The 24,308-nt window shown below is 68.3% G+C and carries 24 protein-coding genes and 1 pseudogene; 8 read left to right on the top strand and 17 right to left on the bottom strand.

Annotated features, from left to right (window positions below; translation table 11 throughout):
* From WS96_RS33615 to WS96_RS09410, 3 genes and pseudogenes are all read right to left on the bottom strand, one after another.
* Window positions 1-175: pseudogene (locus tag WS96_RS33615) on the bottom strand (nitrate ABC transporter ATP-binding protein); the annotation flags it as partial.
* A gap of 11 nt (window positions 176-186) precedes the next feature.
* Window positions 187-1,938 (bottom strand): ABC transporter permease, encoded by a 1,752-nt coding sequence (locus tag WS96_RS09415; protein ID WP_059832112.1) that lies wholly within the window; start codon window positions 1,936-1,938, stop codon window positions 187-189.
* An 80-nt stretch (window positions 1,939-2,018) separates the two neighbouring features.
* Window positions 2,019-2,228 (bottom strand): hypothetical protein, encoded by a 210-nt coding sequence (locus WS96_RS09410; RefSeq protein WP_059832110.1) that lies wholly within the window; start codon window positions 2,226-2,228, stop codon window positions 2,019-2,021.
* A 254-nt stretch (window positions 2,229-2,482) separates the two neighbouring features.
* Here WS96_RS09410 and WS96_RS09405 point away from each other — a divergent pair, with 254 nt between their 5' ends.
* From WS96_RS09405 to WS96_RS09395, 3 genes are all read left to right on the top strand, one after another.
* Window positions 2,483-3,427, top strand: coding sequence for a metallophosphoesterase family protein (locus tag WS96_RS09405; protein WP_059832109.1), 945 nt, complete (start codon window positions 2,483-2,485; stop codon window positions 3,425-3,427).
* Between the two features lie 21 nt (window positions 3,428-3,448).
* Complete coding sequence (locus WS96_RS09400) at window positions 3,449-3,790, top strand: cupredoxin domain-containing protein (protein WP_059832107.1); 342 nt, start codon at window positions 3,449-3,451, stop codon at window positions 3,788-3,790.
* 95 nt (window positions 3,791-3,885) lie between these two features.
* Window positions 3,886-4,347: a cupin domain-containing protein gene (locus WS96_RS09395; protein WP_059832162.1), complete on the top strand. Its 462-nt coding sequence runs from the start codon at window positions 3,886-3,888 to the stop codon at window positions 4,345-4,347.
* Between the two features lie 161 nt (window positions 4,348-4,508).
* Here the strand turns inward: WS96_RS09395 and WS96_RS09390 are convergent, their stop codons facing one another.
* Both WS96_RS09390 and WS96_RS09385 read right to left on the bottom strand, forming a co-directional pair.
* Window positions 4,509-5,678 (bottom strand): hypothetical protein, encoded by a 1,170-nt coding sequence (locus WS96_RS09390; protein WP_059832106.1) that lies wholly within the window; start codon window positions 5,676-5,678, stop codon window positions 4,509-4,511.
* Between the two features lie 93 nt (window positions 5,679-5,771).
* Window positions 5,772-6,482 carry an HAD family hydrolase gene (locus WS96_RS09385; protein WP_059832104.1) on the bottom strand — a complete coding sequence of 237 codons (711 nt, stop codon included), beginning with the start codon at window positions 6,480-6,482 and terminating at the stop codon, window positions 5,772-5,774.
* A 246-nt stretch (window positions 6,483-6,728) separates the two neighbouring features.
* Between WS96_RS09385 and WS96_RS09380 the strand changes: the two genes are divergently transcribed.
* A complete protein-coding gene (locus WS96_RS09380; protein ID WP_011547377.1) occupies window positions 6,729-7,037 on the top strand; it encodes an ArsR/SmtB family transcription factor in 309 nt (102 codons plus the stop codon).
* Window positions 7,038-7,117: 80 nt separating this feature from the next.
* Window positions 7,118-8,179, top strand: a complete 1,062-nt coding sequence (locus WS96_RS09375) for an alkene reductase (RefSeq protein ID WP_059832102.1) — start codon at window positions 7,118-7,120, stop codon at window positions 8,177-8,179.
* A gap of 18 nt (window positions 8,180-8,197) precedes the next feature.
* Here the strand turns inward: WS96_RS09375 and WS96_RS09370 are convergent, their stop codons facing one another.
* Window positions 8,198-8,677 carry a GNAT family N-acetyltransferase gene (locus WS96_RS09370; RefSeq protein WP_059832101.1) on the bottom strand — a complete coding sequence of 160 codons (480 nt, stop codon included), beginning with the start codon at window positions 8,675-8,677 and terminating at the stop codon, window positions 8,198-8,200.
* Window positions 8,678-8,763: 86 nt separating this feature from the next.
* Here WS96_RS09370 and WS96_RS09365 point away from each other — a divergent pair, with 86 nt between their 5' ends.
* Both WS96_RS09365 and WS96_RS09360 read left to right on the top strand, forming a co-directional pair.
* The gene (locus WS96_RS09365; RefSeq protein ID WP_059780583.1) at window positions 8,764-9,375 is read left to right on the top strand and encodes a LysE family translocator; all 612 of its coding nucleotides are present in this window, start codon (window positions 8,764-8,766) and stop codon (window positions 9,373-9,375) included.
* A 54-nt stretch (window positions 9,376-9,429) separates the two neighbouring features.
* On the top strand, window positions 9,430-10,386 hold the full coding sequence (locus tag WS96_RS09360; protein WP_059832098.1) for an alpha/beta hydrolase family protein: 957 nt from the start codon (window positions 9,430-9,432) through the stop codon (window positions 10,384-10,386).
* Here WS96_RS09360 and WS96_RS09355 read toward each other — a convergent pair whose 3' ends face one another.
* Window positions 10,387-11,307, bottom strand: a complete 921-nt coding sequence (locus WS96_RS09355; protein ID WP_156443614.1) for a phosphatidylinositol-specific phospholipase C — start codon at window positions 11,305-11,307, stop codon at window positions 10,387-10,389.
* Between the two features lie 6 nt (window positions 11,308-11,313).
* Between WS96_RS09355 and WS96_RS09350 the strand changes: the two genes are divergently transcribed.
* Window positions 11,314-12,336 carry a LacI family DNA-binding transcriptional regulator gene (locus WS96_RS09350; protein WP_059832096.1) on the top strand — a complete coding sequence of 341 codons (1,023 nt, stop codon included), beginning with the start codon at window positions 11,314-11,316 and terminating at the stop codon, window positions 12,334-12,336.
* Window positions 12,337-12,368: 32 nt separating this feature from the next.
* On the opposite strand, the gene WS96_RS09345 is transcribed toward WS96_RS09350, so the two are convergent.
* The 10 genes from WS96_RS09345 to WS96_RS09300 all read right to left on the bottom strand — a co-directional run bounded on the left by WS96_RS09345 (window position 12,369) and on the right by WS96_RS09300 (window position 24,215).
* Entirely contained in the window at window positions 12,369-13,229 is an 861-nt protein-coding gene (locus tag WS96_RS09345; protein WP_059832094.1) for a carbohydrate ABC transporter permease, read from the bottom strand.
* Entirely contained in the window at window positions 13,226-14,095 is an 870-nt protein-coding gene (locus tag WS96_RS09340) for a carbohydrate ABC transporter permease (RefSeq protein ID WP_059832092.1), read from the bottom strand. Before WS96_RS09340 ends, WS96_RS09345 begins: the two co-directional genes overlap by 4 nt.
* A gap of 34 nt (window positions 14,096-14,129) precedes the next feature.
* Window positions 14,130-15,368: an ABC transporter substrate-binding protein gene (locus WS96_RS09335; protein WP_059823113.1), complete on the bottom strand. Its 1,239-nt coding sequence runs from the start codon at window positions 15,366-15,368 to the stop codon at window positions 14,130-14,132.
* Between the two features lie 287 nt (window positions 15,369-15,655).
* Complete coding sequence (locus tag WS96_RS09330; protein ID WP_059832159.1) at window positions 15,656-16,864, bottom strand: porin; 1,209 nt, start codon at window positions 16,862-16,864, stop codon at window positions 15,656-15,658.
* 161 nt (window positions 16,865-17,025) lie between these two features.
* Window positions 17,026-17,964 (bottom strand): helix-turn-helix domain-containing protein, encoded by a 939-nt coding sequence (locus WS96_RS09325; RefSeq protein ID WP_034204494.1) that lies wholly within the window; start codon window positions 17,962-17,964, stop codon window positions 17,026-17,028.
* A gap of 70 nt (window positions 17,965-18,034) precedes the next feature.
* A complete protein-coding gene (locus WS96_RS09320) occupies window positions 18,035-18,634 on the bottom strand; it encodes a DUF3156 family protein (RefSeq protein WP_059832090.1) in 600 nt (199 codons plus the stop codon).
* Window positions 18,631-20,133 carry an APC family permease gene (locus WS96_RS09315; protein WP_059832089.1) on the bottom strand — a complete coding sequence of 501 codons (1,503 nt, stop codon included), beginning with the start codon at window positions 20,131-20,133 and terminating at the stop codon, window positions 18,631-18,633. The genes WS96_RS09320 and WS96_RS09315 overlap by 4 nt, the downstream gene beginning before the upstream one ends.
* A 237-nt stretch (window positions 20,134-20,370) precedes the next feature.
* Window positions 20,371-21,711 (bottom strand): aspartate aminotransferase family protein, encoded by a 1,341-nt coding sequence (locus tag WS96_RS09310; RefSeq protein ID WP_059832087.1) that lies wholly within the window; start codon window positions 21,709-21,711, stop codon window positions 20,371-20,373.
* 58 nt (window positions 21,712-21,769) lie between these two features.
* Entirely contained in the window at window positions 21,770-23,272 is a 1,503-nt protein-coding gene (locus tag WS96_RS09305; RefSeq protein WP_059832084.1) for an aldehyde dehydrogenase family protein, read from the bottom strand.
* 214 nt (window positions 23,273-23,486) lie between these two features.
* On the bottom strand, window positions 23,487-24,215 hold the full coding sequence (locus WS96_RS09300; protein WP_059832082.1) for a helix-turn-helix transcriptional regulator: 729 nt from the start codon (window positions 24,213-24,215) through the stop codon (window positions 23,487-23,489).
* Between the last annotated feature and the right edge of the window lie 93 nt (window positions 24,216-24,308).

Here is a 24,308-nt window from a genome sequence, read left to right as displayed (position 1 = left end):
CGATCTCGCCTTCGCGCAGCGACAGGTTCGCGTCGTCGAGCACGAGCAGCTCGCCCTGCGTCTTGTTGAAGCCGCGGTTCACGTGCTCGACGCGCAGGATTTCCTCGCCGAGCCGGGGCGGCTGCAGCGGCTGGGACGTCTTGACGGGGGCGTTGATAACGGTCGGATTTTGCATCGCGCTTACTCTCAATCGAGACGGAGCCGGGATTCCGCATAGGCGTACATCGGACGCCACAGCAGGCGGTTGAACAAGGTAACGAACAGGGACATCACGGCGATGCCGAGGATGATCTTCGGGAAATCGCCGGCGGCGGTCGTTTGCGCGATATACGAGCCAAGACCGTGCGCGACGACCTTCGTGTCGCCCCACTGCACGAACTCGGACACGATGCTCGCGTTCCACGCGCCGCCCGAGGCGGTGATCGCGCCCGTCACGTAGTACGGGAAGATGCCCGGCAGGATCGCCTGACGCCACCACTGCCAGCCGCGGATGCGGAAATTCTTCGTCGCTTCCTTGTAGTCGTTCGGATAGGACATCGCGCCCGCGATCACGTTGAACAGGATGTACCACTGCGTGCCGAGCACGATCAGCGGCGACAACCAGATATCCGCGTTCAGGTGAAAGCGGACGATCACGATCACGAACACCGGGAACAGCAGGTTCGCCGGAAACGCGGCGAGAAACTGCGCGAGCGGCTGGACCTTCTCGGCCAGCTTCGGGCGCAGCCCGATCAACACGCCGAGCGGCACCCAGATCGCCGACGCGATCGCGATCAGCACCAGCACGCGCAGCAACGTGACGAGCCCGAGCGCGAGCACATGGCCGACCTCGGCCATCGTCACGCCGGTCGCGACGAAACTGACGACGCGCCATACGACGTACACCGTCAGCACGATCACGAACGCACCCCACACGATGTCGCCGATACGCGACGAACGGCGCGACGATGCGCCGCGCGCACGCGCGCCCTTCAGCGCCGGCAGTCGCAGCGGAATCCGCGCGGCCTGCGACAGCAGCCAGCCGGCCGGCACGAGCAACTGATGGATCAGGTGCGTGCGACGCATCATGTCGAGCAGCCACGATTGCGGCGCATCGCCCGACGCGGTGTTCTCCATCCGGAACTTGTCGGCCCACGCGACGAGCGGGCGGAACAGGAACTGGTCGTAGGCGAGGATCACGACCGACATCGCGACGATCACCCAGCCGACCGCGCCGAGATTCTTGTCCGAGATCGCCTGCGCGAGATACGCGCCGATGCCCGGCAGCGTGATCGTCTGGTTGCCGACGGTGATCGCCTCCGATGCGACGACGAAGAACCAGCCGCCCGACATCGACATCATCATGTTCCAGATCAGGCTCGGCATCGAGAACGGCACTTCGAGCTTCCAGAAGCGCTGCCACGACGTCAGGTGAAAGCCGCGCGACACTTCGCTCAAGTCGCGCGGCACCGTGCGCAGCGACTGGTAGAAGCTGAACGTCATGTTCCATGCCTGGCTCGTGAAGATCGCGAAGATCGCGGCCAGCTCCGCACCGAGCACGCGCCCCGGAAACAGCGCGAGGAAGAACGTGACCGTAAACGAGATGTAGCCGAGCACCGGCACCGATTGCAGGATGTCGAGGATCGGGATCAGCACCATGCCCGCGCGGCGGCTTTTCGCGGCGAGCGTGCCGTAGACGAGCGTAAACACGAGCGACGCGACCATCGCGGCGAGCATTCGCAGCGTGGTGCGCAACGCATATTCGGGCAGGCTCGCCGGATCGAGCGAGATCTTCTGCGTCTGCAGCACGCCGATCGGCGCCATCGTCTGGTGAAAACCGACGATCGCCATCGCCAGCACGCAGATGATCAGCGGAAACGCGACGGCATCCCAGCGGTTGGGCAGCACGCGCCACGCCGAGGCGTTCGCGGTGCGGTTCGGATCGAAACTGATATCCATCGGTAGCGTCTTGTGTCGAATTGAAAATCGATGGTTCCGGCCGCGTGCCGCGCGGCCGGGCGTCGCACTCGCGGTGCGAATCAGGACAGCCCGTGCAACGCCCGGTCCGGGATGGCCGGCCGCGCGAACGGCAGCGCCGGGCCTGCCTTGACGAAGCGGAAATCGGCACCGGGATGAATGCCGGCATCGGCGATGCCGCAGGCAACGATCGGAAAAGACGGCGCGAGGCCGAAGGTGCGCATGCGGTCACCGACCGCACCGACCGTGTCCGTTGCCGCGAGGTTCGGCATGAAGGGCTCCGGAGAGGTGATTCGGAGTGGGAGGCTATCGGGCGGTCGTGACGCAAATGTGACGTGTCACTTACAGGACATTGACAGGTCATCCGGCAGGCGTCGGGCATCGCCCCGTCGGCCGCCGACACGGAGATTCGATCTCGCAACGGTCGGGAATAAATGCGCCGCCTCGCCGGTATCGCATGCGAAGGCGCCGGCTTATTCCAGGACGATCCGGCCGTCCGGTTTCGTCACACGAATGCGAGGCTCATATGTCTTCATCGACCCCCACCCGCCCGTCGCGCCGCAAGGCCCTGCAGTGCATGGCCTTCGGCGGGCTCGGCACGCTGTTCACGCTGTCGGGCGGCATCCTCACCCCGTTCGACCTCGCGCTCGCGCAGACCGGCGACGCGCGCCCGGCCGACGCGGGCCGGCCGCTGTTCGTGCAGATCAGCGATACGCACATCGGCTTCAACAAGGACGCGAATCCCGACGTGTCGGCCACGCTGAAGCAGACGATCGACCTCGTCAACGGGATGCCTGCGCTGCCCGCGCTGACGATCCATACCGGCGACATCACGCATCTCTCGAAGCCGGAAGAATTCGATCGCGCGTCGCAGTTGCTGTCCGCGCTGCGCGTGCCGGAACTGCATACGGTGCCCGGCGAACACGACGTCACCGACGGTTCGGGCGCCGAATATTTCGGCCGGTTCGGCAAGGCGTCGGACAACCGCGGCTATTACAGCTTCGACCATGCGGGCGTGCACTTCATCGGCCTCGTCAACGTGATGCACTTCAAGCCGAACGAACTCGGCAGCTTCGGCGACGAGCAGCTCGCATGGCTCGCACAGGATCTGAAAGGCCGTTCGTCGAGCACGCCGATCGTCGTGTTCTCGCACATGCCGATGTGGACCATCTACGAACCGTGGGGCTGGGGCACCGGCGACGCGCCGCAGACGATGGCGCTGCTGCGCCGCTTCGGCTCGGTCACCGTCCTGAACGGGCACATCCACCAGATCGTGTCGAAGGTGGAGGGCAACGTGACGTTTCATACCGCCCGCTCGACCGCGTTCCCGCAGCCGACGGCCGGCAACGGCCCGGGCCCCGTCCCGCTCACGGTGCCGCACGACCGGCTGCCGTCGATGCTCGGCGTGACGACCGTCGAATTCGCCGGCCATCCGGTCGCGTCGTCGCTGCACGATGCGACGCTCGCCTGATCAAAACATAAGGAGAACGATATGATCCGCTTCCAACGCGCTCGAATCGTCGCGCTGCTGATCCTGTGCGGCGCGGCCGCCGGCACGCCGCTCGCCGCATTCGCGCAGGGCCCGAACGGCCCGCTCGTGACGATCCGCAACTTCATGTTTTCGCCGATGTCGACCACGATCAAGGCCGGCACGACGATCACGTGGAAGAACCTCGACGCGGAGCCGCATACCGTCGTCAACGACGCAGGCATCTTTCATTCGAAGGCGCTCGACCAGGACGAGACGTACGCGTTCCGCTTCGACAAGCCGGGCGTCTACAAGGTGTTCTGCGGGATTCATCCGTACATGAAGGAGACGATCACCGTCGAATGACGCGGCCCGCCACGACACGCGCGGGCGAACGACGGGCGGCTGCCGCCTACAATGAACGTCGCCCCCCTTGCCCCGCGAGTCAGATGGAGTCGCTCATGCCAAAAATCGATCTCGATGCCGTGCCCGAACGCCGCGGCAGCGGTTATCCGCAGCCGTTCGACGCGCCGTGCGCGCAGCGTATCCGCCAGCGTCTCGGCGACGCGGGCGGCCTGCGCGATTTCGGCGTCAACCTGATGCGCGTGCCGCCGGGCGGCTGGTCGGCCCAGCGGCACTGGCATTCCGACGAGGACGAATTCGTCTACGTGCTCGAAGGCGAACTCGTGCTGATCGAGGACGGCGGCGAGACCGTGCTGCGCGCGGGCGACTGTGCGGCTTTTCCGAAAAATTCCGGTAACGGTCATCACCTGGTCAACCGATCGAGTGCGGTCGCCGTCTATCTCGAGGTCGGCTCGCGCTCGCCGGACGACGTGATCACCTGCCCGGACATCGACATGATGAGCCCGAGCCGCGACGGCCGGTTTCTGCACAAGGACGGCACGCCGTACCCGGACGCGTGACGCCTGCGCCGGTCACACCCGCCCGGCCCGCGGTCGCGCACGGCCGGCCGGTGCCGCTCCACCGCCGCCGGGCGTATGACGGCGGACCACGTAGCCGTGCGCAGGCTTCTCCCGACATTTTCCCGATCGATTTTCGTCACGGGCGAGCGTTGCATGCAGGCTCACGGCCCCGCTGCGCGCAGGTCCGGCGCCGTGCCGGCGACGACCGGACACGACGGCGGCAACGCCTGCCCGAACAACACGGCCAGCCCGCAAGCGGACGTGAACATGCCGAGGCCGTCATGCCCGACACCCGGCACTTCGACGACCTGCTGCGCGAGATCGGCCGGATGCCGCTTCTTCAGGTAATCGAAATAGGCGAGCCCGCGCGCCAACCGGTACGGCCCCTGCGCCATCGCCGCGCACGAGCGGTCGATGAAATGCGTGTAGGGATTCGTGTCGGCCTGCCCGAGCAGGTACACGACTTGGCGCGCGACGTAGCGCGTCTCGAGATCGCGCACGTCCTGCGACGCAACGTAAGGCGGCGCCGATTTCAACCCGTACTTCCATTCGGTCGCGCGCGGACAGGCGCCGCCTGCAAGCGCGTCGGCATTCGGCCGCTCGTCGTCGAAATACAGGTAGCTCGACGGGTTCGCGACCACGTAGCGCACGGCAATGCCCGCACGCGCAAGCGCGTCGCCTTCGCGCCCGGCCACCGCATAACGCTGCAGCAACTGTGCGCCGGCGGAGTGGCCGATCGCGACGACCGTGGATAACGACGGGTACAGGCTGCGGTCGGCGAAATGCGCGAGCAACGCGTCGAGCGCCGCGAACGAGCTGAGCGGGGCCGGCTCGCGCGCCGGTTCGCCGCCCTTCCATCCTTCCTGCGTCCACGCGAGCGTCGGTGCGGGCAACGAAAACGCGCGCACGTCGGCGCGTGTCAGGAACTGCGGCGCGACCACCATCGTGCCCGCGCCGAGCGCACCGGCCTTTTCGACGACCTTGCGCCCCGCTGCGTAGTACGCGTCGGCATTACGCAGCGTGCCGTGAATCACGATGAACACGCGCGTGACGTCGGGCGCGGTCTGGTCGAGCGGACGATCGGCGTAGACGGGCAGCATCGCGCGGCCCTGCGGCGTGTCGACGGCCATCCGCTGGTCGGCCACGGTCTTGACCGGCGCTTCGAGACGTTCGCGCTGCGTGGGCGTGGCGGCGTCGGCCGGCTGCGCGCCGGCCAGCATGCCGCCAACGGCGCAGGCGAGCGCAAGCGGAACGGCAGAAGAAAGAGCTCGGGCGGCCCACAGCGCAGGCGCGCGTCGGGTGCGGGCAAAGGCGACGGATATGACGGACATGGCGGAATTGGCGGCGACTCGGGTGGCGGATATGGCTTGAACGGCGATGGTCGCAGAATCCGTCGCGCACTGCCGGCCGGTTGCGGAAAACGGTCAGCCGGCCGGTTGCGCACCCGGTTCGACGTCGGCGCACGCGTCGCCCGATCGGCGCTGCATCTGCTGCACGATGGCGGTCAGTTCGCCGATATGCGTCGGCACCGCCTGCTTGCCGGCGCGCGCCCACGCATCGAACGACGTCATGCCGCTCACCGCGCCGACGAACGGCACGCCGGCGCGCTCGGCCGCCTGCGCGTCCACTTCGTGGTCGCCGACGTAGATCGCCGCCGCGGCAGGCAGGCCCAGCCGCGCGAGGGCCAGCACGAGCCCTTCGGGGTCCGGCTTGTGGCGCTGCACGTCTTCCCCGCCGATCAGCACGTCGATCAGCGATTGCAAGCCGTGACGTTCGAGAATCGCGTCGATCCGGTAGCGAAACTTGGACGACACGATCGCGACGGCGAGCCCTTGCTCGCGCAACGCCGCAAGCAGCGGCGGCACTTCGGGATAGATGCGGGTGCCGGACACCATGATCTCGTCGGCGCGCGCCACGAAGTGCCGCGCGAACGCATCGGCCCGCGCCGCGCCGGTTTCTCCCGTCAACGAACGGAACATGTCCGGCAGCGGCAGCCCGATCACGGCGCCGATCTGCGCGGGCGTCGGGCCGGCGGCGCCGAGCCGGTCCAGCGCATGCTCGGTGCACGCGATGATCGCGGCGGACGAATCCGCCAGCGTCAGGTCGAAATCGAATATCACGGCCCGAACTGGCATGAAAGACTCCGTAAGCAAAGCACGATGCCACGTATGTTACGCGGGCGGCGATACGAGATCGTCGACGAGATGGCCGGACACCGGCGCCCTGCGTCGAAGGCGCCGCCCTCGTCGCGATCCGCCCCCGCGATCGGCGCACGCTATCAACCCCATTGCCGATAGTGCTTTCAAACATATCGCAAAAGAACGATATAAGATTCGCTCATCGACGATACCCGTTGCCTGATCGAAATACCCAGTCTTTCCATGCCGACCGAACTCGACATCGACGCGATCCTGAAAGCGCTCTCGAACCCCGTGCGCCGGGAGATCCTCGTCTGGCTGAAAACGCCCGGCGAGCATTTTCCGCAGCAGACGCTGCCGTACGAACACGGCGTCTGCGCGGGCCAGATCGACGCGCGCTGCGGGTTGTCGCAGTCGACCGTGTCCGCCCACCTCGCCACGCTGCAGCGCGCGGGGCTCGTGACATCGACGCGGATCGGCCAATGGGCGTTCTTCCAGCGCAACGAGGCCGTCATCGACGCATTTCTCGACGCCCTGCGCCGCGAACTCTAGCCAACGGCCGAACCGGCCATCCGGGGCGCCGCCGCACACGACGCGACGGCTTTCCCGCCTTTCGTAAGAGGTTATCTGCCATGCCCACGCTGTTCGATCCCGTTACCCTCGGCGAACTGACCCTGCCGAACCGCATCGTGATGGCGCCGCTCACCCGCTCCCGTGCGGGCGCGGCGCGCGTGCCGAACGCGCTGATGGCGCGCTACTACGCCGAGCGCGCGTCGGCCGGCCTGATCATCACCGAAGCGACGTCGGTCACGCCGCAAGGCGTCGGCTATGCCGACACGCCCGGCATCTGGTCCGACGAGCAGGTCGAAGGCTGGAAGCAGATCACGCAGGCCGTGCACGCGGCCGGCGGGCGCATCGTGCTGCAGCTCTGGCACGTCGGCCGGATCTCCGATCCGATGTTCCTGAACGGCGACCTGCCGGTCGCGCCGAGCGCGATCGCCGCGGGCGGCCACGTGAGCCTCGTGCGTCCGCAGCGCCCGTACGTGACGCCGCGCGCGCTCGAACTCGACGAAATCCCGGGCATCGTCGCCGCGTATCGCAAGGGCGCCGAGAATGCGAAGGCCGCCGGCTTCGACGGCGTGGAGATCCACGGCGCGAACGGCTACCTGCTCGACCAGTTCCTGCAGGACAGCACCAATCGCCGCACCGATGCGTACGGCGGCCCGATCGAGAATCGCGCCCGCCTGCTGCTCGAAGTGGTCGACGCGGCGATCGACGTGTGGGGCGCCGGCCGCGTCGGCGTGCACCTCGCACCGCGCGGCGACGCGCATACGATGGGCGACTCCGATCCGGCGGCAACGTTCGGGTATGTCGCGCGCGAACTCGGCCGCCGCAAGATCGCGTTCATCTTCACGCGCGAATCGTATTCGGGCGACCAGTTGAGCCCGCGTCTGAAGGAGGCGTTCGGCGGTCCGCTGATCGCGAACGAGCAGTTCACGCTCGATACCGCGCAGGCCGCGCTCGCGAACGGCAGCGCCGACGCGATCGCGTGGGGCAAGCTGTTCATCGCGAACCCGGACCTGCCGCGCCGCCTCGAAATCGGTGCGCCGCTCAACACGCCGGTGCCGGAGACGTTCTACGCGGAAGGCGAAACGGGCTACACCGACTACCCGGCGCTGAGCGACGCGGCCTGACGGTGGAGCGGTGCGGATTCAGGCGCGCACGTCCGCGCGCATGAACACGCGCCGCGTTTCGTCGAGAGATGCGTCGTCGATGATGTGAAAACCGAGGCGCGCGTAATAAGGCGCGTTCCACGGCGCGTCGCGGAACGTCGACAGCACGACCTCAACGATGCCGTCTTGCGCGGCGCGCGTCATGATCTGCTCGATCAGGCGCGCGCCGATCCGCTGCCCCGCATGCGACGGCGCGACATCCAGTTCCTCCAGATACAGCCGCTGCGCATCGAGTAGCCGGTAGAACACGAATCCCACGCACGCGCCTTGCTGATCGACCGCCACATACGCGCGACCGCCGTCGATCCGCTCGAGCACGGCAGCCGCATCGGTCGGCTCGCCGTCGGCGATGTCGGCCATGCCGATCGCGCGAAACCGCTGCGCGGCGGCGACTTCCACGGCGGCCATCGCGGCCGCGTCTTCCCGCGTGGCGGGGCGAATCAGGATCGATGCAGGCATGACGACAATTCAGGCAGGCAGTCTGGAACGGCCGTCACTATAATCGAAACCTCAGACGTTTCGAACGCCCCCCCACGAGGCCTGCCATGACGTTGTCCGCCCTCGCCGTCTTCGCCTTCGCGTTGCTCGTCACCGCCGGCACGCCCGGCCCGAGCGTCGCCGCGCTCGTCGCCCGCGTGCTGACGAACGGCGTGCGCGACGTGCTGCCGTTTCTCGCCGCGATGTGGCTCGGCGAAGCGCTGTGGCTCACGCTCGCGGTCGCGGGGCTGTCCGCGTTCGTGCGCACGTTCGCGACCGGCCTGATCGTGCTCAAGCTGCTCGGCGTCGCGTATCTGCTGTTCCTGGCATGGAAGATGTGGACCGCGCCCACGTCGGCGGGCACGGACGCGCTGCCGACCGGCCAGTCGCCGTGGCGCATGTTCGTGGCCGGCATGCTGGTCACGCTCGGCAACCCGAAGATCATGCTGTTCTATCTTGCGCTGCTCCCGACGATCGTCGATCTGACGCATGTCGGCGTGATCGCCTGGGCCGAACTCGTCGGCACGATGCTCGTGGTCCTGATTCTTGCCGACTGCTTCTGGTCGCTGCTCGCTTCGCGTGCGCGTGCGTTGCTCACGTCGGCACGCGCGAAGCGGATCGCGAACCGCACGAGCGCGACCGCGATGGCCGGTGCGGCGGTGGCGATCGCGACGCGGTAAGCCGCCGCCCGGCGCGCATCGCCCGTCCCTTTCTCCGTCGCCTCGGGAATCGACATGAAAACCTGGCTATCGGCTGTCCTGCTCTGCCTGTCCGCCACGGTCGCGCACGCGGCCGGTGTCAAGTTCGTCCGGATCCCCGCCGATGCATCAGGCCCGGAGCTGCGTGCGATCGTGTGGACGCCGTGCGCGGAGGCGATGCAAACGCTCACGATCGGCCCTTACACGCTGAAAGGACGTCGCGACTGCCCGACCGCCGGCGACAAGCTGCCGCTCGTCGTGATCTCGCACGGCCATGGCGGCACGTTCGTCGGCCATCACGATCTCGCCGAAACGCTCGCCGATGCAGGGTACGTCGTCGCGGCGATCAACCATCCGGGCGACACGTTCTCCGACATGAGCCGCGCGGCCGACCTGCAGAACTTCGTCGAGCGTCCGGCAGATATCAAGCGACTGGTCGACTACATGCTCGCTCACGCGCCGGATGCCGCGCACATCGACCCGGCACGCATCGGCTTCTTCGGCTTTTCGCGCGGCGGCTATACCGGCCTCGTGCTGGCCGGCGGCAATCCGGATTTCGCTCATGCGCCGGTCGCCTGCCCTGACCCGACCTGGCCGATCTGCAAGCAGATCCGGGCCGGTGACCTGCCGAGGGCACCGCTGATGCACGACTCGCGCATCAAGGCGTACGTGCTGGCCGATCCGCTCGACGAATTTCCGACCTCGGATACGGTGAAGAACGTCCGTGCGCCGATCCAACTCTGGGCATCGGAGGAAGGCGGCGACGGCGTGACGCCGGATACGGCCCCCGCGCTGGCCGCGCTACTACCGCAACGGCCCGAATTCCATGTCGTGCCGAATTCCGCGCACTTCGCGTTTCTCGCGCCATGCCCCGAACGGTTGGCCCACGACGCACCCGACATCTGCACCGACGCAAAGGGATTCGATCGCGCCGCGTTCCACGAAACGCTCGACGCCAAGGCACTCGCGTTCTTCAACGCGAACCTTCGCTGACTAGCAGCGAAACGCCTTGCGCCAGCCGCCCTGCTCCGGCGCGCGATCGTTGCATTCGATCAGCGCACGCACCAGCGCCCAGTTGTCGTCGTCGCAGAAATCGAGCAGCACCGCACCGCACGGGCCGGGCTGCTCGCGCAAACGCTCGGCCAGTCGCGCATGAATTCCCTGCACCTGGCCATCGCCGAATGCGACCACCGACGGATTCGCCCCCATCCCCGTTCCGCTGCAGAAACTGAGCGCCCAGCGGCCGCTGTCCGGCAACGGCAGATGCGTCAGCAGCGCGTCGATCGCGCGCCACTTCCATGCGATCGACGCGGCCACCGGCACGCGATATTCATCCTGGATCACGAAGGCGCCGTCCGGATGGTCGATCGTAAACGTCGCGTTGTCGGGCCACGCGGTCAAGTCGATGCCGAGCGGCCGGCCGCTCCGAAAGCGCCGCAACAGCACGACCGCGCCGCGCACGTCGCCGAGCGTCGGCAGCGTGCCGCCGGCATGCCAGCGCAGCCGCGGATGCCGCGCGCGATGCGCGTCGAACGTCGCATCGAAACCGCGCGTGCACGCATGCGCCGGCCACTCGTCCTTCACCGACATCACGATGCATTCGCGCGGATGCGCATCGAGAAAGCGTGTACAGGTCGCGAGCACGTCGTCGAACGTCATGCCGAGCGCGATGCCGCCGTGATGGATATCGAACGCATCGCGCACGTGCCGGCAGCGGATGTCGAGCAGCCGCACGCCATGCGCGAGCTGCGCATCGAGCGGCGCACGCTGCGTGCGCACCAGCCGATCGTCGACCGTATACGCACAGGTGTCATGGCTGCCCGGTAGGGTCAGCGTATGCAGCGGCCGCGCGTCGTCGAGCGCCGACATCCAGTCGGCAGGCGGCATGCACGTATCGTGGCGCGAAGGAATCATGAATCGATGAGTGACAAGGAAAGAAAACCGTGGGTGACGGCGTCGGATGTCGCGGCGCGGGCCGGCGTGTCGCGCTCCGCAGTGTCGCGCGCGTTCTCGCCGACGGCAAGCATCGCACCGCAAACCCGCGAGCGCGTGATGGTCGCCGCGCGTGCGCTCGGCTATCAGGTCAACCTGATCGCGCGCGACATGATCACGCAGCGCAGCAGCATGATCGGCGTCGTGACGGCCGGGTTCGAGAATCCGTTCCGCGCGCGGCTGCTGTCGGACCTGATGGCCGCGCTCGGGCAGCGCGCGCTCACGCCGCTCGTGACCAATGCGGAAGATCCGCGCCAGGTCCGGCAATCGCTCGAACGACTGCTCAGCTACCGGATCGCGGGCCTCGTGATGACGTCCGCATCGCCGCCGCTGTCGGTCGCGCAGCAGTATCTCGAACACCGGATTCCGGTCGTGATGATCAACCGCGAAGCGAATCTGCCGGGCGCGGACGTGGTCGTCAGCGACAACGCGGCGGGCGCCGTGCATGCCGCGCAGCGGCTCGTGCGGGCCGGCGCGCGCCGGCTCGCGTTCGTCGGGCCGCGCGGCGCGAGCTACAGCGCGCGGTCGCGCGCCGCGGCGTTCGAGCACGCGATCGGGCAACGCGACGCGTTCGACGCGACGCTCGTACGCATGCTCGACACGCCGTCCGATACCCATGCCAGCGGAATCGACGCCGCGCGGCAACTGCTCGCGACCGGCGAACGGCCCGACGGCGTGTTCTGCTCGTCCGACCTGCTCGCGCTCGGCGTGATCGACGTCGCGCGCCGCGAATTCGGCTTGCGCGTGCCGGACGACCTGCGCGTGATCGGCTTCGACGACATCCCCGCCGCCGAATACGACGCATATCGGCTGACGACGCTGCAGCAGGACACGCACGGCCTCGCGCACGCGGCGATCGACCTGCTCGCCGACCGGATGCAGACGTTCGACGGCCCGTCGCGCACGCGCGTCGTACCGGTCACGCAGGTGGTGCGGGACAGTTGCGCGTGACGGCGCGGGACCGGGCGCGGCTGCGCCGCGCGTCACTTCAACCCGCCCGCGAACCCGCGCAACAGATAACGCTGCACATAGCCGGCCACGGCGAGCGTGGGCAGCGACGCCATCAGCCCCGCGCTCATCAGGTCGCCCCAGTCGATGCCGTTCTCCGTCACATAGCCGGCAATCGCGAGCGGCAGCGTGAAGCGGCTCGGCGTCGACACGAACAGCAGCGCGATCAGGAATTCGTTCCAGGCCGCGATGAACACGAAGATCGCGGTCGCGATCAGCCCCGGCGCGCACAGCGGCAGCACGATCTGCACGAGCCGCCGTGCAAGCCCCGCGCCATCGATGCACGCCGCTTCCTCGTATTCGATCGGCACGTCGCGCACGAACGCGAGCAGCATCCAGATCGCCATCGGCAACGCGTAGAGCTGGTACGCGAGCATCAGGCCGAGCGTCGAATCGAGCAGGTGCAGCCGCTTCGCGAGCGCGAACAGCGGCACCGCGATCGTGATCGGCGGCATCAGCTTCAACGCCAGCACGAGCGCCAGGAACAGCAGGTCGAACCGCGCCGGAAATCGCAGCCGCACGAGCGCATACGCGGCCGGAAACGCGAGCGCCAGCGCGAGCAGCGTCGTGCCGAAGCCGACCAGCAGCGAATTGGCGAGCGGCGCGCCGATGCCGTTGGACCACACCGATGAAAAATGCTCGACGGTCGGCGCGGCCGGCCAGATCCGCAACGGATGATCGAGGCGTTCGAGCGTCGGCATGAAGGCGGCACCTGCCATCCACAGGCACGGCAGCAGCAACAGCGCGAGTGCGACGATGCGCAGCGCCCACGGCACCGCGCAACCGAATGCGGCGCCCGTTCGCGCGCGAGATATGCCCGCCGATCGCGTCGTCATGCGCGCCGCTTGCGAACCGTCTGCCATACGTACCCCGAGACCAGCAGCGCGGACGCCGCGAGCATCAGCACCGACGCGGCACTCGCCGGCCCGACGTTGAAGAAGCGGAAGCCCGTGTCGTAGATATAGGTCGACAGCGTCTGCGTCGCGTTGCCGGGGCCGCCGCCCGTCAGTGCATAGACCTTGTCGAACAGCTTGAACGTGTCGATCGAGCGCAGCAGCAGCGCAAGGCCGATCTGCGGCGCCGCGAGCGGCAGCGTGATGTCGCGCAGGCACTGCCACTCGCTCGCACCGTCGGTGCGTGCGGCTTCGTACAGTTCCTGCGGGATCGACTGCAGCCCGGCCAGCACGATCAGGAACGCCATCGGCGTCCACTGCCACACGTCGACGAGCGCGAGCGACCACAGCGCGAGGTGCGGATCGGACAGCCAGCGCACGCCGTCGACGCCGAACGCCGCGAGCAGCGCGTTCAGGAACCCGTCGAAGTTCAGCCAGTTGCGCCAGATCGCCGAGCACACGAGCGTGGACAGCATCATCGGCAGGATCGCGAGCGGCAGCGCGATGCGCCGCCCCGGAAACGCGCGCACGAACAGCAGCGCGAGACCGAAGCCCAGCGCGACTTCGACGAGCGACGCGACGAGCGTGAAGCGCAGCGTGTTGCCGAAGCCGGCCGCAAACGCATCGTCGCCGAGCACCGCGCGATAATTCGCGAGCCCCACGAACGCGCGGCGGCCGGCCGCGTAATCGACCCGGCAGAACGAGTCGATCAGCACCTGCGCGACCGGATACAGCGCAAGCGCGGCGAGCACCAGCAGCGCCGGCCCGAGCAGCGCGACGAACGGCAGGCTGCGGCCGAACGCTCTCATGCGGAACACCCGGCCAACGGATCGACGGGCGCGCTCACTTGCCGGCCGCGGCCGTCGCCTGCGCGATCTTCTGCTGCGCCTGGCGCAGCGCGGCATCGGGCGCGGCCTGCCCCGTCAACGCGAGCTGCAACTGATCGCCGAGAATGCTCTCGACCTGCTGCCAGTCCTTCACGCGCGGCCGCGCGCGACCCGCCTCGAGCGCCTTCAGTTGATCGGGATACCAGCGGTACTGACGCACCAGCGCCGGATCGTTGAAGACGCTGCGGCGAGTCGGCGGAATGCCGATGCCGGCGAGGCGCGTCTGCGTATCGCGCGCGCTCAGGTAAGCGAGGAAGTCCTGCGCCAGCTTCGCGTGCGGCGCGTCCTTCGGAATGCCCATCTGCCAGATGCCGAGCATCGGCGCCGGGCCTGCGGTCTGCCCCGGCGGCGGCTGCAGCGCGATCTGCCCGACCACGCGCGACTGCTTGGGATCGTCGAGCGCCGGCACCCACGCCGGCCACACCTCGATCGACTGCGCGGCCGTGCCGCGCTGCAATGCATCGCGCACTTCGGCCGCCCCGTACACGTCGACGTCCTTCGGTGCGAACGCCTTCAGCGCAAGAAACGTCTTCAGTGCAGCCTGCGCTTCGCGCGAATCGATCGTCACGTTGCCGGCATGGTCGAACACGTCGCCGCCGTACGCCCACAGGATCGGCAGGAACCCCGTGACGACCGGATTGCCCTTCGTGCCGCGGAACACGACGCCCGACACGCTCTTGTCCGCGCCGCCGACGGTCTGCGCGATCTTCAGCACGTCGTCCCAATTGCGCGGCGGCTGCAGCTTGTACTTCGCGAGCAGGTCCTTGCGGTACGCGAACATCTCGACGTTGCCGACGATCGGCAGCGCGTACAGCGCACCGGCCGCATTGCGACCGAGCGCGACGGCGGACGGCACGAGATCGGCGTCCGCGAGCGACGCGGGCAGCGGCTTCAGCCAGCCGTTGCCGATGAATTCGGGCGCCCACGTGTCGTCCATCATCACGAGGTCGTAAGCGCCCGTGCCTTCGCGCATCGACAGCTTGAGCTTCTGGTACAGGTTCGCGTTCGGCAGCTTGAGCAGTTCGATCTCGGTGCCCGGATGCAGCTTGTTGAAGCCGGCGACGGCGTCGGTCAGCCCTTTGCCGTAGATGTCGTCGCGGCCTGCGATGACGAGATCGGCGGCCACGGCGTGCATGGCGGCGAAGGACAGCGCAAGGGCGACGGACAACGCGCGCAGGCGGCTCGGCAAGGTCATGAGGTCTCTCTCGTTCGGCGTGGTGGCGGGACGGCCAGGCGTTGCACACGTGTGCAACACGGGGGACGCGGCTGGCCGCCTGATGCGAACGCCATTGTTCACGCCGATCGTTAAGAATTTGTGGCATGCGGCGAATGCCGATGCGCGGCATGTGCCGTCGTACCGCTCGCGCCGGCCGTCTCGATCGTGCCGCGACGCGACGGAGGTCGGGGGTGGCCCGGCGCGCCATGCTCGCCCGGCCGCCCGCCTCATGCCCGCGGCCGCAGCCGCAGCCGCAGCCGCAGCCGTCAGAAGTTCACGCGAATCCCGGCCATCACCGCCAGCTGCCGGCTCGAATTGCTGTTCGCGAGCACCGGAATCTGCGCATAGTTCGCCGCGTTGCCGTTCGCGTCGGTGCCGAGCCCCGTGCCGCTCGCGATCTGCCCGATCGCGACCGCATACAGCGCCGTGCGCTTCGACAGGCTGTAGTTCGTGCCGAGATTGATCTGATGGAACCGCGTCGTGCCGCGCCCGTCCGTATGCGCGGCGTTGAAGAGGTACGCGACGCCGCCTTGCAGCGCCGGCGTGAACATGTACGTGACGTTCAGCTCGCCGACGTCGAACGTGAACGCCTGCGTGCGCGGCTGCGCGGCGCTCGAGAAATAGCGGCTGTCGCCCAGGCGCGTATGCGTGTAGGTCAGCGCGAGCGTCGCCGCGCCGAACGTGACCGACCCGCCCGCGCCGAACGCGCGCATCGAGCCGGCATCCTGCAGCAGGCAATACATCGCGCCCGCGTTGCTGCACGCGAAATCGCCGATATAGCCGCTCGCGCCGCCGAGCGCCGCGTCGAGCGGCTGATGCAGGTCGAGATAGCCGACCGAGAACGCCACCGGCGCACGCGTGTACGTCGCGGCCACCGCATAGCCGCGCTTCGCGGAAAAATCCCCGGCCTGCCCACCGAAGCTGAACGTGCCGCCGAACGTGAGCCCGTTGAAATCGGCGCTGGTGAATTTCACCGCGTTGTTGAAGTTGAAGGCGGCATTCAGGTTGTCGACGTCGCCGAGATGCGAGCCGTACGGCGTCGCCCAGTTGTTGCTCGACACGTACGCGCCGAGCATGTCGGTGTACGAGTCGTATTGCCGGCCGAGGCCGAGCGTGCCGATCCCGTCCCGGCGCAGCCCGACCCATGCCTGCCGGCTGAATGCGGTGCCGCCCTGCAGCGCCTGCCCGCTCGCCGACAGGAACTGCTGCTCGAGCGTAAATACCGCGTCGAGGCCGCCGCCGAGCGGCTCGGCGCCCTGGAAGCCGAAGCGGGACGGCACGAGATTGCCGCCGCCCATCTGCCACGCATGGCCGCCGCCCGTGCTGCCGTCGGCGCGCGTGAACTGCTGGTTGGTCGAATAGATGATGCCGGTGTCCACGGTGCCGTACAGCGTCACGCTCCCCGAAGTCTGCGCGTGCGCGTGCACGCAACCCAGCATGACCGCGACCGCGATCAGTCGTCGTCCGTTCTTCATGTCCCGCCCCTCCATGATCATCGATTCGCAGTACAAATCGATGGCGTTGTCGATATGGGTGGCAGGACTTTATCCAGCGAAAATTCCGGACCCCTATCCCAAATCAGCAAACGGTGACGAGGACGGGCGACGCACGACGGCGCCGTCGCGGCAGGAGAACGTCATTCGGGGCGCAAGGTTTGCGAAGGCAACTCGCCGAACAGGTCGCGATACTCGCGCGCGAAATAGCCGAGATGCGTGAAGCCCCAGCTCGCGGCGGCTTCGCCGACGCCGAGCTGCTGCACCGGCGTCGTGCGCAGCAGGCGACGCACCGCGTTCAGCCGGATCGTGCGCAGGTAGCCGACCGGCGTGACGTCGGCCACGCGTTGAAAGCTCGTTTGCAGCGTGCGGCGGCTGCAGCGCAGCGCGCGGCACAGTTCGAGCACGGTGACGGGTTCTTCGGGCCGCTCGCGCAGATGCTTCTCGCAGCGGCTCACGATATCGCTGTAGGTGGCGTGCGTGATGTCGCGGCGCTCGACGCCGATGCCCTGTTCGAGCGCATCGAGGAACATGCCGAGCATCGCGTCGCGAAACATCTTGCGGGTGGCCGCGTATTCGAGGCAGCCCGGGTTGCGCTGGGCATCGTCGATCAGCGCCGACAACCGCATGCCGAGCGCGACGCCCTGCGCATCGGACAGCCGCGTCACGTGCCGCAGCCTGCGCGCGGCGGCCGCGCCGAATTCGGCTTCGCACAGCTCGTCGACCATGTCGGACGCCGCGCTGATCCCGACGAGCCCCATCCCTTCCGGCGTGTGGAATTCGAAATCCTCGCCGGCGCGCAGCGCGAGCAGCGCATAGCCGTCGACCGGCTGCCCCTGGAACGTCCCCGCGAGCGGCACGGACAGCGGCACCGCGAGCGACGTGCGCCCGAGCGGCGCGAGCCCCGTTTGCGCGACCCGCCGGTTGGTCGTCTCGCGGAAGAAGTGGAAATCGTCGTACAGCACCTGCGTGACGGTGCCCTTGAAGCGGCCCGGCGTCATCTGACGATAGACCTGATGCCAGCCCGCGATCGCGAGCCCGTGATCGTGCACGTCTTCGTGCGAGCGTGACTGGAACAGCATCGGCGTCTCCGGTAAAACCCTCGGGTGCTGGACGCGGCCGCCGGGTTCGCGCGGCACGCATCGCCACAGCTTACCCTCGCAAAATCCTGCGTAGTGCGGTTTCGAACGCGAGACAGGCCGCCGACAGCGCGGCGGCCTGCTCGTCGATCAGCCTGACATAGCGGCGAAACGACGGCATCCGGTTCACGACCTCGCTGCCGCCGAACGGCACGATCGCGAGCGTCCAGCGGCCGTCGCGCGCGTCGATCGCGCAGTCGGTCAGGTGCAGCGGCCGCAGCGCGTCGGCCAGCGCCGGCTCGGCGACCAGCGCGGCCAGTGTGTCGACGAAGCGCGGGTCGCATCCGGGCGCGGGCGCCGCGTCGATGCCGGTGCGACGCAGCCAGCCGGTCTGCCGCACGCGCGCGCTGCCCCGCGCGGCCGGGCCGTCGGCGGCTGCCGTGACCTTCACGCCGACCGTATGCATCAGGAACTGGCGCTCGACGCACTCGTCGATGCTCACGCGCACGCCGTTCGACAGCCGCGCCGTGACGCCACCGACGCCGCCGACGCCGCCGTCGGCATCGCGCACGGCCCGCAGATCGGCGAGCACGCGCGCGGCGATCGCGCCGGGGCGGTGACCGGGCGGCGGCGCATCGGGCGCCGCGCGCCACCGGGCAAGCACGGCCTTCACGGCGCGACGTGCTCGTTGCGCAGCACGTCCTCGACCGGCACCGGCTTGAACGGATGCCGGCGCTGCACGACGAGCGTCCAGAACAGCGCGTACAGCGCGGTGAGCCCGAGCATCGCGCCGAACGGCACGTAGATGTCGCGCGGGTTCATGCCCGGCGGCGTGATGTACCAGATCGCGAGCACGATACCGACGCTCGACACGATCTGCGGCAGCGGGAACAGCGGCGAACGGTACGGTCGCGGCAGGTCCGGGCGACGGATGCGCAGCATCACGACCGACGCGGTGACGAGCAGGTACGCGGTGCCCCACGCGCAGGTCGCGGCGAGCACCAGATGCAGGATGCTGTCGAGATTGCCGTTGATCAGCCACGCATGGAAGATCGGCACGATCGCCGACGCGACGATGCCGACCACGGGCGTCCTGAAACGCGGATGCAGGTACGCGAAGCAGCGCGGCAGCGCGCCGTCGATCGCCATCCCGTACAGGATGCGCGGCAGCCCGGCCATCAGCGTGTTGATCGTCGCGGCGCCCGCGCACAGGAACGCGATGCCGAACCACACGCGGCCGAACGGCCCGAGCACCTGCAGCGCGAACGCGGGAATCGCGCCCGGCGTGTCGAGCAGGTGCGTGAGGCCGTCGGGGCTCACCGGCACGTTCGCGACCTGGCGGCGGATCGCCGCGCCGTACAGGAACATGCAGATCGCGACGCCGACGAGGCCGAGCGCCATCGCGCGCGGGATCGTGCGGCCCGGCGCCTTCATTTCCGGCGCGAGCGGCGTGACGAACTCGCAGCCGACGAACATGAACATCGCCATCCCGACCAGCGACAGCACGGCCGGGATCGACGTGCCGACTTCCGAGGCGCCGAACCAGCCGTCGAGATGCACGGCCGGCGCGGCCGCGAGCCCGAGGATCCCGAAGATCATCAGCGACAGCCACATGCCGGCCGTCAGCACGATCTCGAGCTTGCTGAACACCTTGATGCCGACGATGTTGGTGATCGCGAACGTGACCACGAGGCCGACGCCGACGAGCCATGAACTGTTGTGCTTCTCGAACGCGGCGTTCAGCGATTCGAAGTTCACGAGCGCCATGATGCCGCTCAGGATCGTCTCCGCCGTGCCGGCGAACACGTGCACGAGGAAATACGCGGAAATCGTGCCGGTGATCGCCCAGAAGCGGCCGAGCCCGCACGACAGGTAATCGTAAACCGAGCCGGCCGTCGGCAGCATCGCGGCGGCCTCGGAGAACGTGGTCGCCTGCGCCTGCATCATCACGAACGCGACGATCATCGCGACCGCGAACGCCCAGCCGCCCATCCCGAAGCCCGACGTCGCGGTGAGGATCACCGGGCTCGCCATGATGAGGCCGACGGCGCTCGCCAGCGCGGTCGGGAAACCGACCGCACCGGCCTTCAATGCGGCGCCGCCGTCCGCTTCAGCCGGCGAGCCGGCGGACGTATCGCCCGCGGCGCCGGTCATTCCCGACCATCCCGACATCGTTGTCTCCTTCGTAGGTGGGCCCGAACCGGCGCTTCGTCGGCGGCCGGGGCCGGATACTCTGCGGTTGGCCCCGGGCGGTGCTTCAGCACGGCGAGACCCGGGCCCCTTGTCGATCACGGCGTGATCCGATGTCGAAAAAATACGCAGGCAAAATAATCCGGTCATAGCGCAAATCGGCAAACCCGCGATCGCGTTTACCCGCTGCCGCGGGTTTGCCGTCATGCGGTCACGCCGTCATGCGAACGGTACGGACTCGAAGCCCGCCGCGAGCGCATCGACGATCCGGTCGAGCTGTTCGCGCTGGATCACGAGCGGCGGCGACAGGATGATCTTCGTGCCGACCGGGCGCACCAGCACGCCGTTTTCGCGCGCGACTTCCGCGACCGCGTTCGCATAGCCCGACAGCGGATCGATCGGCTCGCGCGTGTCCTTGTTCGCGACGAGATCGAGCGCGAGCATCAGCCCCTTGCCGCGCGCCTCGCCGACCGCCGCGAAGCGCTCCGCGAACGGCTGCAGCGCTTCGAGCAGATACGCGCCCTGCTTCGCCGCATTCGCCGGCAGGTCTTCCTTCACGACGATGTCGAGGCTCGCGATCGCGGCCGCGCATGCAACCGGGTGGCCGGCGTACGTGTAGCCGTGCATGATCGCTCCGCCGAAATCGGCATTCGCGGCGAACGCGTCCTCGATCCGAGCGTTCACGACCGTCGCGCCGAGCGGCACGTAGCCCGACGAAATCCCCTTCGCGAGACACATGATGTCCGGGCGCACGCCCCAGCCGCGGCTGCCGAACAGGCTGCCGCTGCGGCCGAAGCCCGTCACGACTTCGTCGGCGATCAGCAGCACACCGTAGCGGTCGCACACCTCGCGCACCAGCGGCCAGTAATTGGCCGGCGGCACGATCACGCCGCCCGCGCCCTGGATCGGCTCCGCGATGAACGCGGCGACGGTGTCCGGGCTCTGGAACTGAATCTCGCGCTCGAGCATTTCCGCGCAGATCCGGCCGAGTTCGTCCGGATCCTGCGTGAACGGGTTGCGGTACGGCCACGGCGTCTCGACGTGGAAGCAGCCGGGCAGGTTCGGTTCGTAGTTGCGGCGGAACACCGTGTTGCCGTTCACCGACGCGCCGCCGAAATGCGTGCCGTGATAACCCTGCTTCAGCGAGATGAACTTCGTGCGATCGGCCTGGCCGCGCACCTTCCAGTACTGGCGGGCGATCTTCAGCGCGGTCTCGATCGAATCGGAGCCGCCCGAGCTGTACAGCACGCGGCGCATCCCTTCCGGTTCGAGCATGTCGATCAGCTTCTTCGACAGCTCCTCGGCCCGCGGATGCGAAATGCCGTCGAACAGCTGGAAGTATTCGAGCTCGTCGAGCTGACGCACGATCGCGTCCTTCACTTCCTGGCGGTTGTGGCCGACGTTCACGTTCCACAGGCCCGCGACGCCGTCGACGAGCTTGCGCCCCTCCTCGTCGAACACGTAGCAGCCGTCGCCGCGCACGATACGGATCGGCTTGCGCTGTTTCATTTCGTTCGGGTGCAGCATCGGATGCCAGAACTTCGCTTCGTTGTAGCTCATTGCAGTCTCCATGGTCGGATCGGTTGAATCGGTTCGTTCGGGTTCGAGCGCCGCGCGTTCAGTGCGCGATGCAGACGGATTTGGTTTCGGTGAAGCCTTCGATCGCGTACTGGCCGAATTCGCGGCCGATGCCCGATTGCTTGTAGCCGCCGAACGGCATCGACGGATCGAGCGGGATATGGCAGTTCACCCACACGGTGCCGGCCTCGATCCGCGGCACGAGGTTCATCACGCGTGTCAGATCGTTGCTCCAGATGCTCGCGGCGAGGCCATACGGCGACGCGTTCGCGAGGCGCACCGCGTCGGCCGCGTCGTCGAACGGCACGACGACGATCACCGGGCCGAAGACCTCGTCGCGCACGATCGCGCTGTCCGGATGCGGATCGGCGATCACGGCCGGCTTCACGTAATAGCCGGGCAGGTCGTCGGCCGGCGTGCCGCCCGCGAGGAACGTGAGGCCCGCGCGGCGTGCGCCCTCGATGTGCTCGACGACCTTGTCGCGATGGTGCGCGGAGACCAGCGGGTTGATCTGCGCGGTGGTGTCGAGGCCTGCGCCGAGCTTCATCGACCGCGCGACGCCCGCGAGGCCCTCCGCGAGCGGCGCGAACTTGCTGCGATGCACGTAGATGCGCGACGCGGCCGCGCATACCTGCCCCTGGTTGAAGAACGCGCCGGCGGCCACCCCGTCGAGCGCCTGCGCGACGTCGACGTCGTCGAGCATCACGATCGGGTTCTTGCCGCCGAGTTCGAGCGAGAAGCGCGTCATGTTCTGCACGGCCGCCGCGCCGACCAGCTTGCCGGTCGCGGTCGACCCGGTGAACGAGATCTTCGCGATCGACGGATGGCTCGCGAGCGCCGCGCCGCAGACGCGCCCGCCCGTGACCACGTTGAACACACCGGGCGGCACGCCGGCGTCGAGCGCGAGCTCGGCCAGGCGCAGCGCGGTGAGCGGCGTTTCCGGCGACGGCTTCAGCACGATCGTGCAGCCGGCCGCGAGCGCGGGAATCAGCTTCCACACCGCGATCATCAGCGGGAAATTCCACGGCACGATCGCGGCAACCACGCCGACGGGCTCCTTGCGCGTATAGGCCGTATAGCGCGCGCCGGGCGGGAACGGGATCGACACGTCGAGCGTCTGGCCGGTGATCTTGGTCGCCCAGCCGGCCATGTAGCGCACGTATTCGACGCTCGCGCCGACTTCGATCGCGCGCGACACGTGAATCGACTTGCCCTGGTTCAGCGTTTCGAGCTGCGCGAGCGTTTCGGCGTCGGCTTCAATCAGGTCCGCGAGCTTCAGCAGGATGCGTTCGCGGTCGGCCGGCCGCAGCCCGCTCCACACGCGCGTGTCGAACGCGTGTTTCGCGCTCGCGACCGCGCGGTCGACGTCGTGCGCGTCCGCATCGGCGACGGTCGCGAGCCGCTCGCCCGTGGCCGGGTCGTACACGTCGAGCCGCGCGGCCGCGTGCGCGGGCTGCATTGCACCGTCGATGAAGAGGCCGAAATCGCGCGCGACGAAAGTGCGCACGGTGTCGCTGACGGCGACGAAGTTCGTGTTGCTCATGGGCGTCTCGTTGATGGTCGTGGCTGGACCGCGTGCCGGTGCGGCACGCGGGCGTCGGACCACTGTATCGACGGGGAATCGCGCCCGGTGAGCGCAAATTGGCAGCGCGTGGGACGCCGGGAAGGCGGATTCGAACCCCGCGGTGACGCACGGGCGGAGCGAGGCGGTAACCCGGCTCGATATCGCCGCGGCAGGCCTGCCGCGTGCGGAGCGATTACAGGAACAATGCCCCGACCAGCTCGGTGCGATTCGACACGCCGAGCTTGCGGTACATGCGCATCAGGTGCGTCTTGATCGTCGGTTGACCGAGTGCGAGATCGCGCGCGATCTCCTTGTTCGAGCGGCCGTCGCGCACGAGCCGCGCGATCTGCTCCTCGCGGTAAGTCAGGCGTTCTTCGCAGCCGATCCGGTGGATGCCGCGCCGCGCGCGCAGCAGCGGGCTCAGCGCGGCTTCGGCGACCGGCTGCAGCCGCGCGAGCGCATCGATCTCGCCCGGTGCGAACCGTCCGGCGCTGCCGTGGCCGTTCGCGTCGCCGATCCCGAAGCGCAACAGCGAGAACGCGCCGACCGTCCGGCCCGCGTCGCGCAGCCAGATCTCGACGACGTCGGCCACGTCGTGGCGCCGCAGGAAACGGGTCCAGTACGCGGACGCATCACGTCGCTCGTCGGGCAGTTGGGACGCAAGCGTGACGACCGCGCATTCGCCCGCCGCGCAGCGCGACGGATGGAGCGGATCGAGCATCCGGTAGCGGGCGACGTAGGTGCGGTGCATCGATTCCGGCATCCCGAACAGCTCGAAATCGGCCGGCTCGCCGCTCTGGTCGAGCCGGTAGAACACGATCGCCGACGGGCTCGCGAACGCGTCGAACGCCTCCACGCACGCGCGCAGCGCGCGTTGCCAGTCGGCGCGGGCGTGGTCGGCGGGAACGGACAGGATGGGCATGGGGAATCGGCCGGCAGGCGGATGCATCGAATCTCGAAGTCCGGCCCAGCCTACCGGCGCCGAAAAGCGCCGGTGAGCACAAATCGGCAAATC

The organism is Burkholderia sp. MSMB1835, assembly GCF_001526365.1.
In the GTDB taxonomy this organism is placed as follows: Bacteria; Pseudomonadota; Gammaproteobacteria; order Burkholderiales; family Burkholderiaceae; genus Burkholderia.
This window is presented reverse-complemented; position numbering and strand designations above follow the sequence as displayed.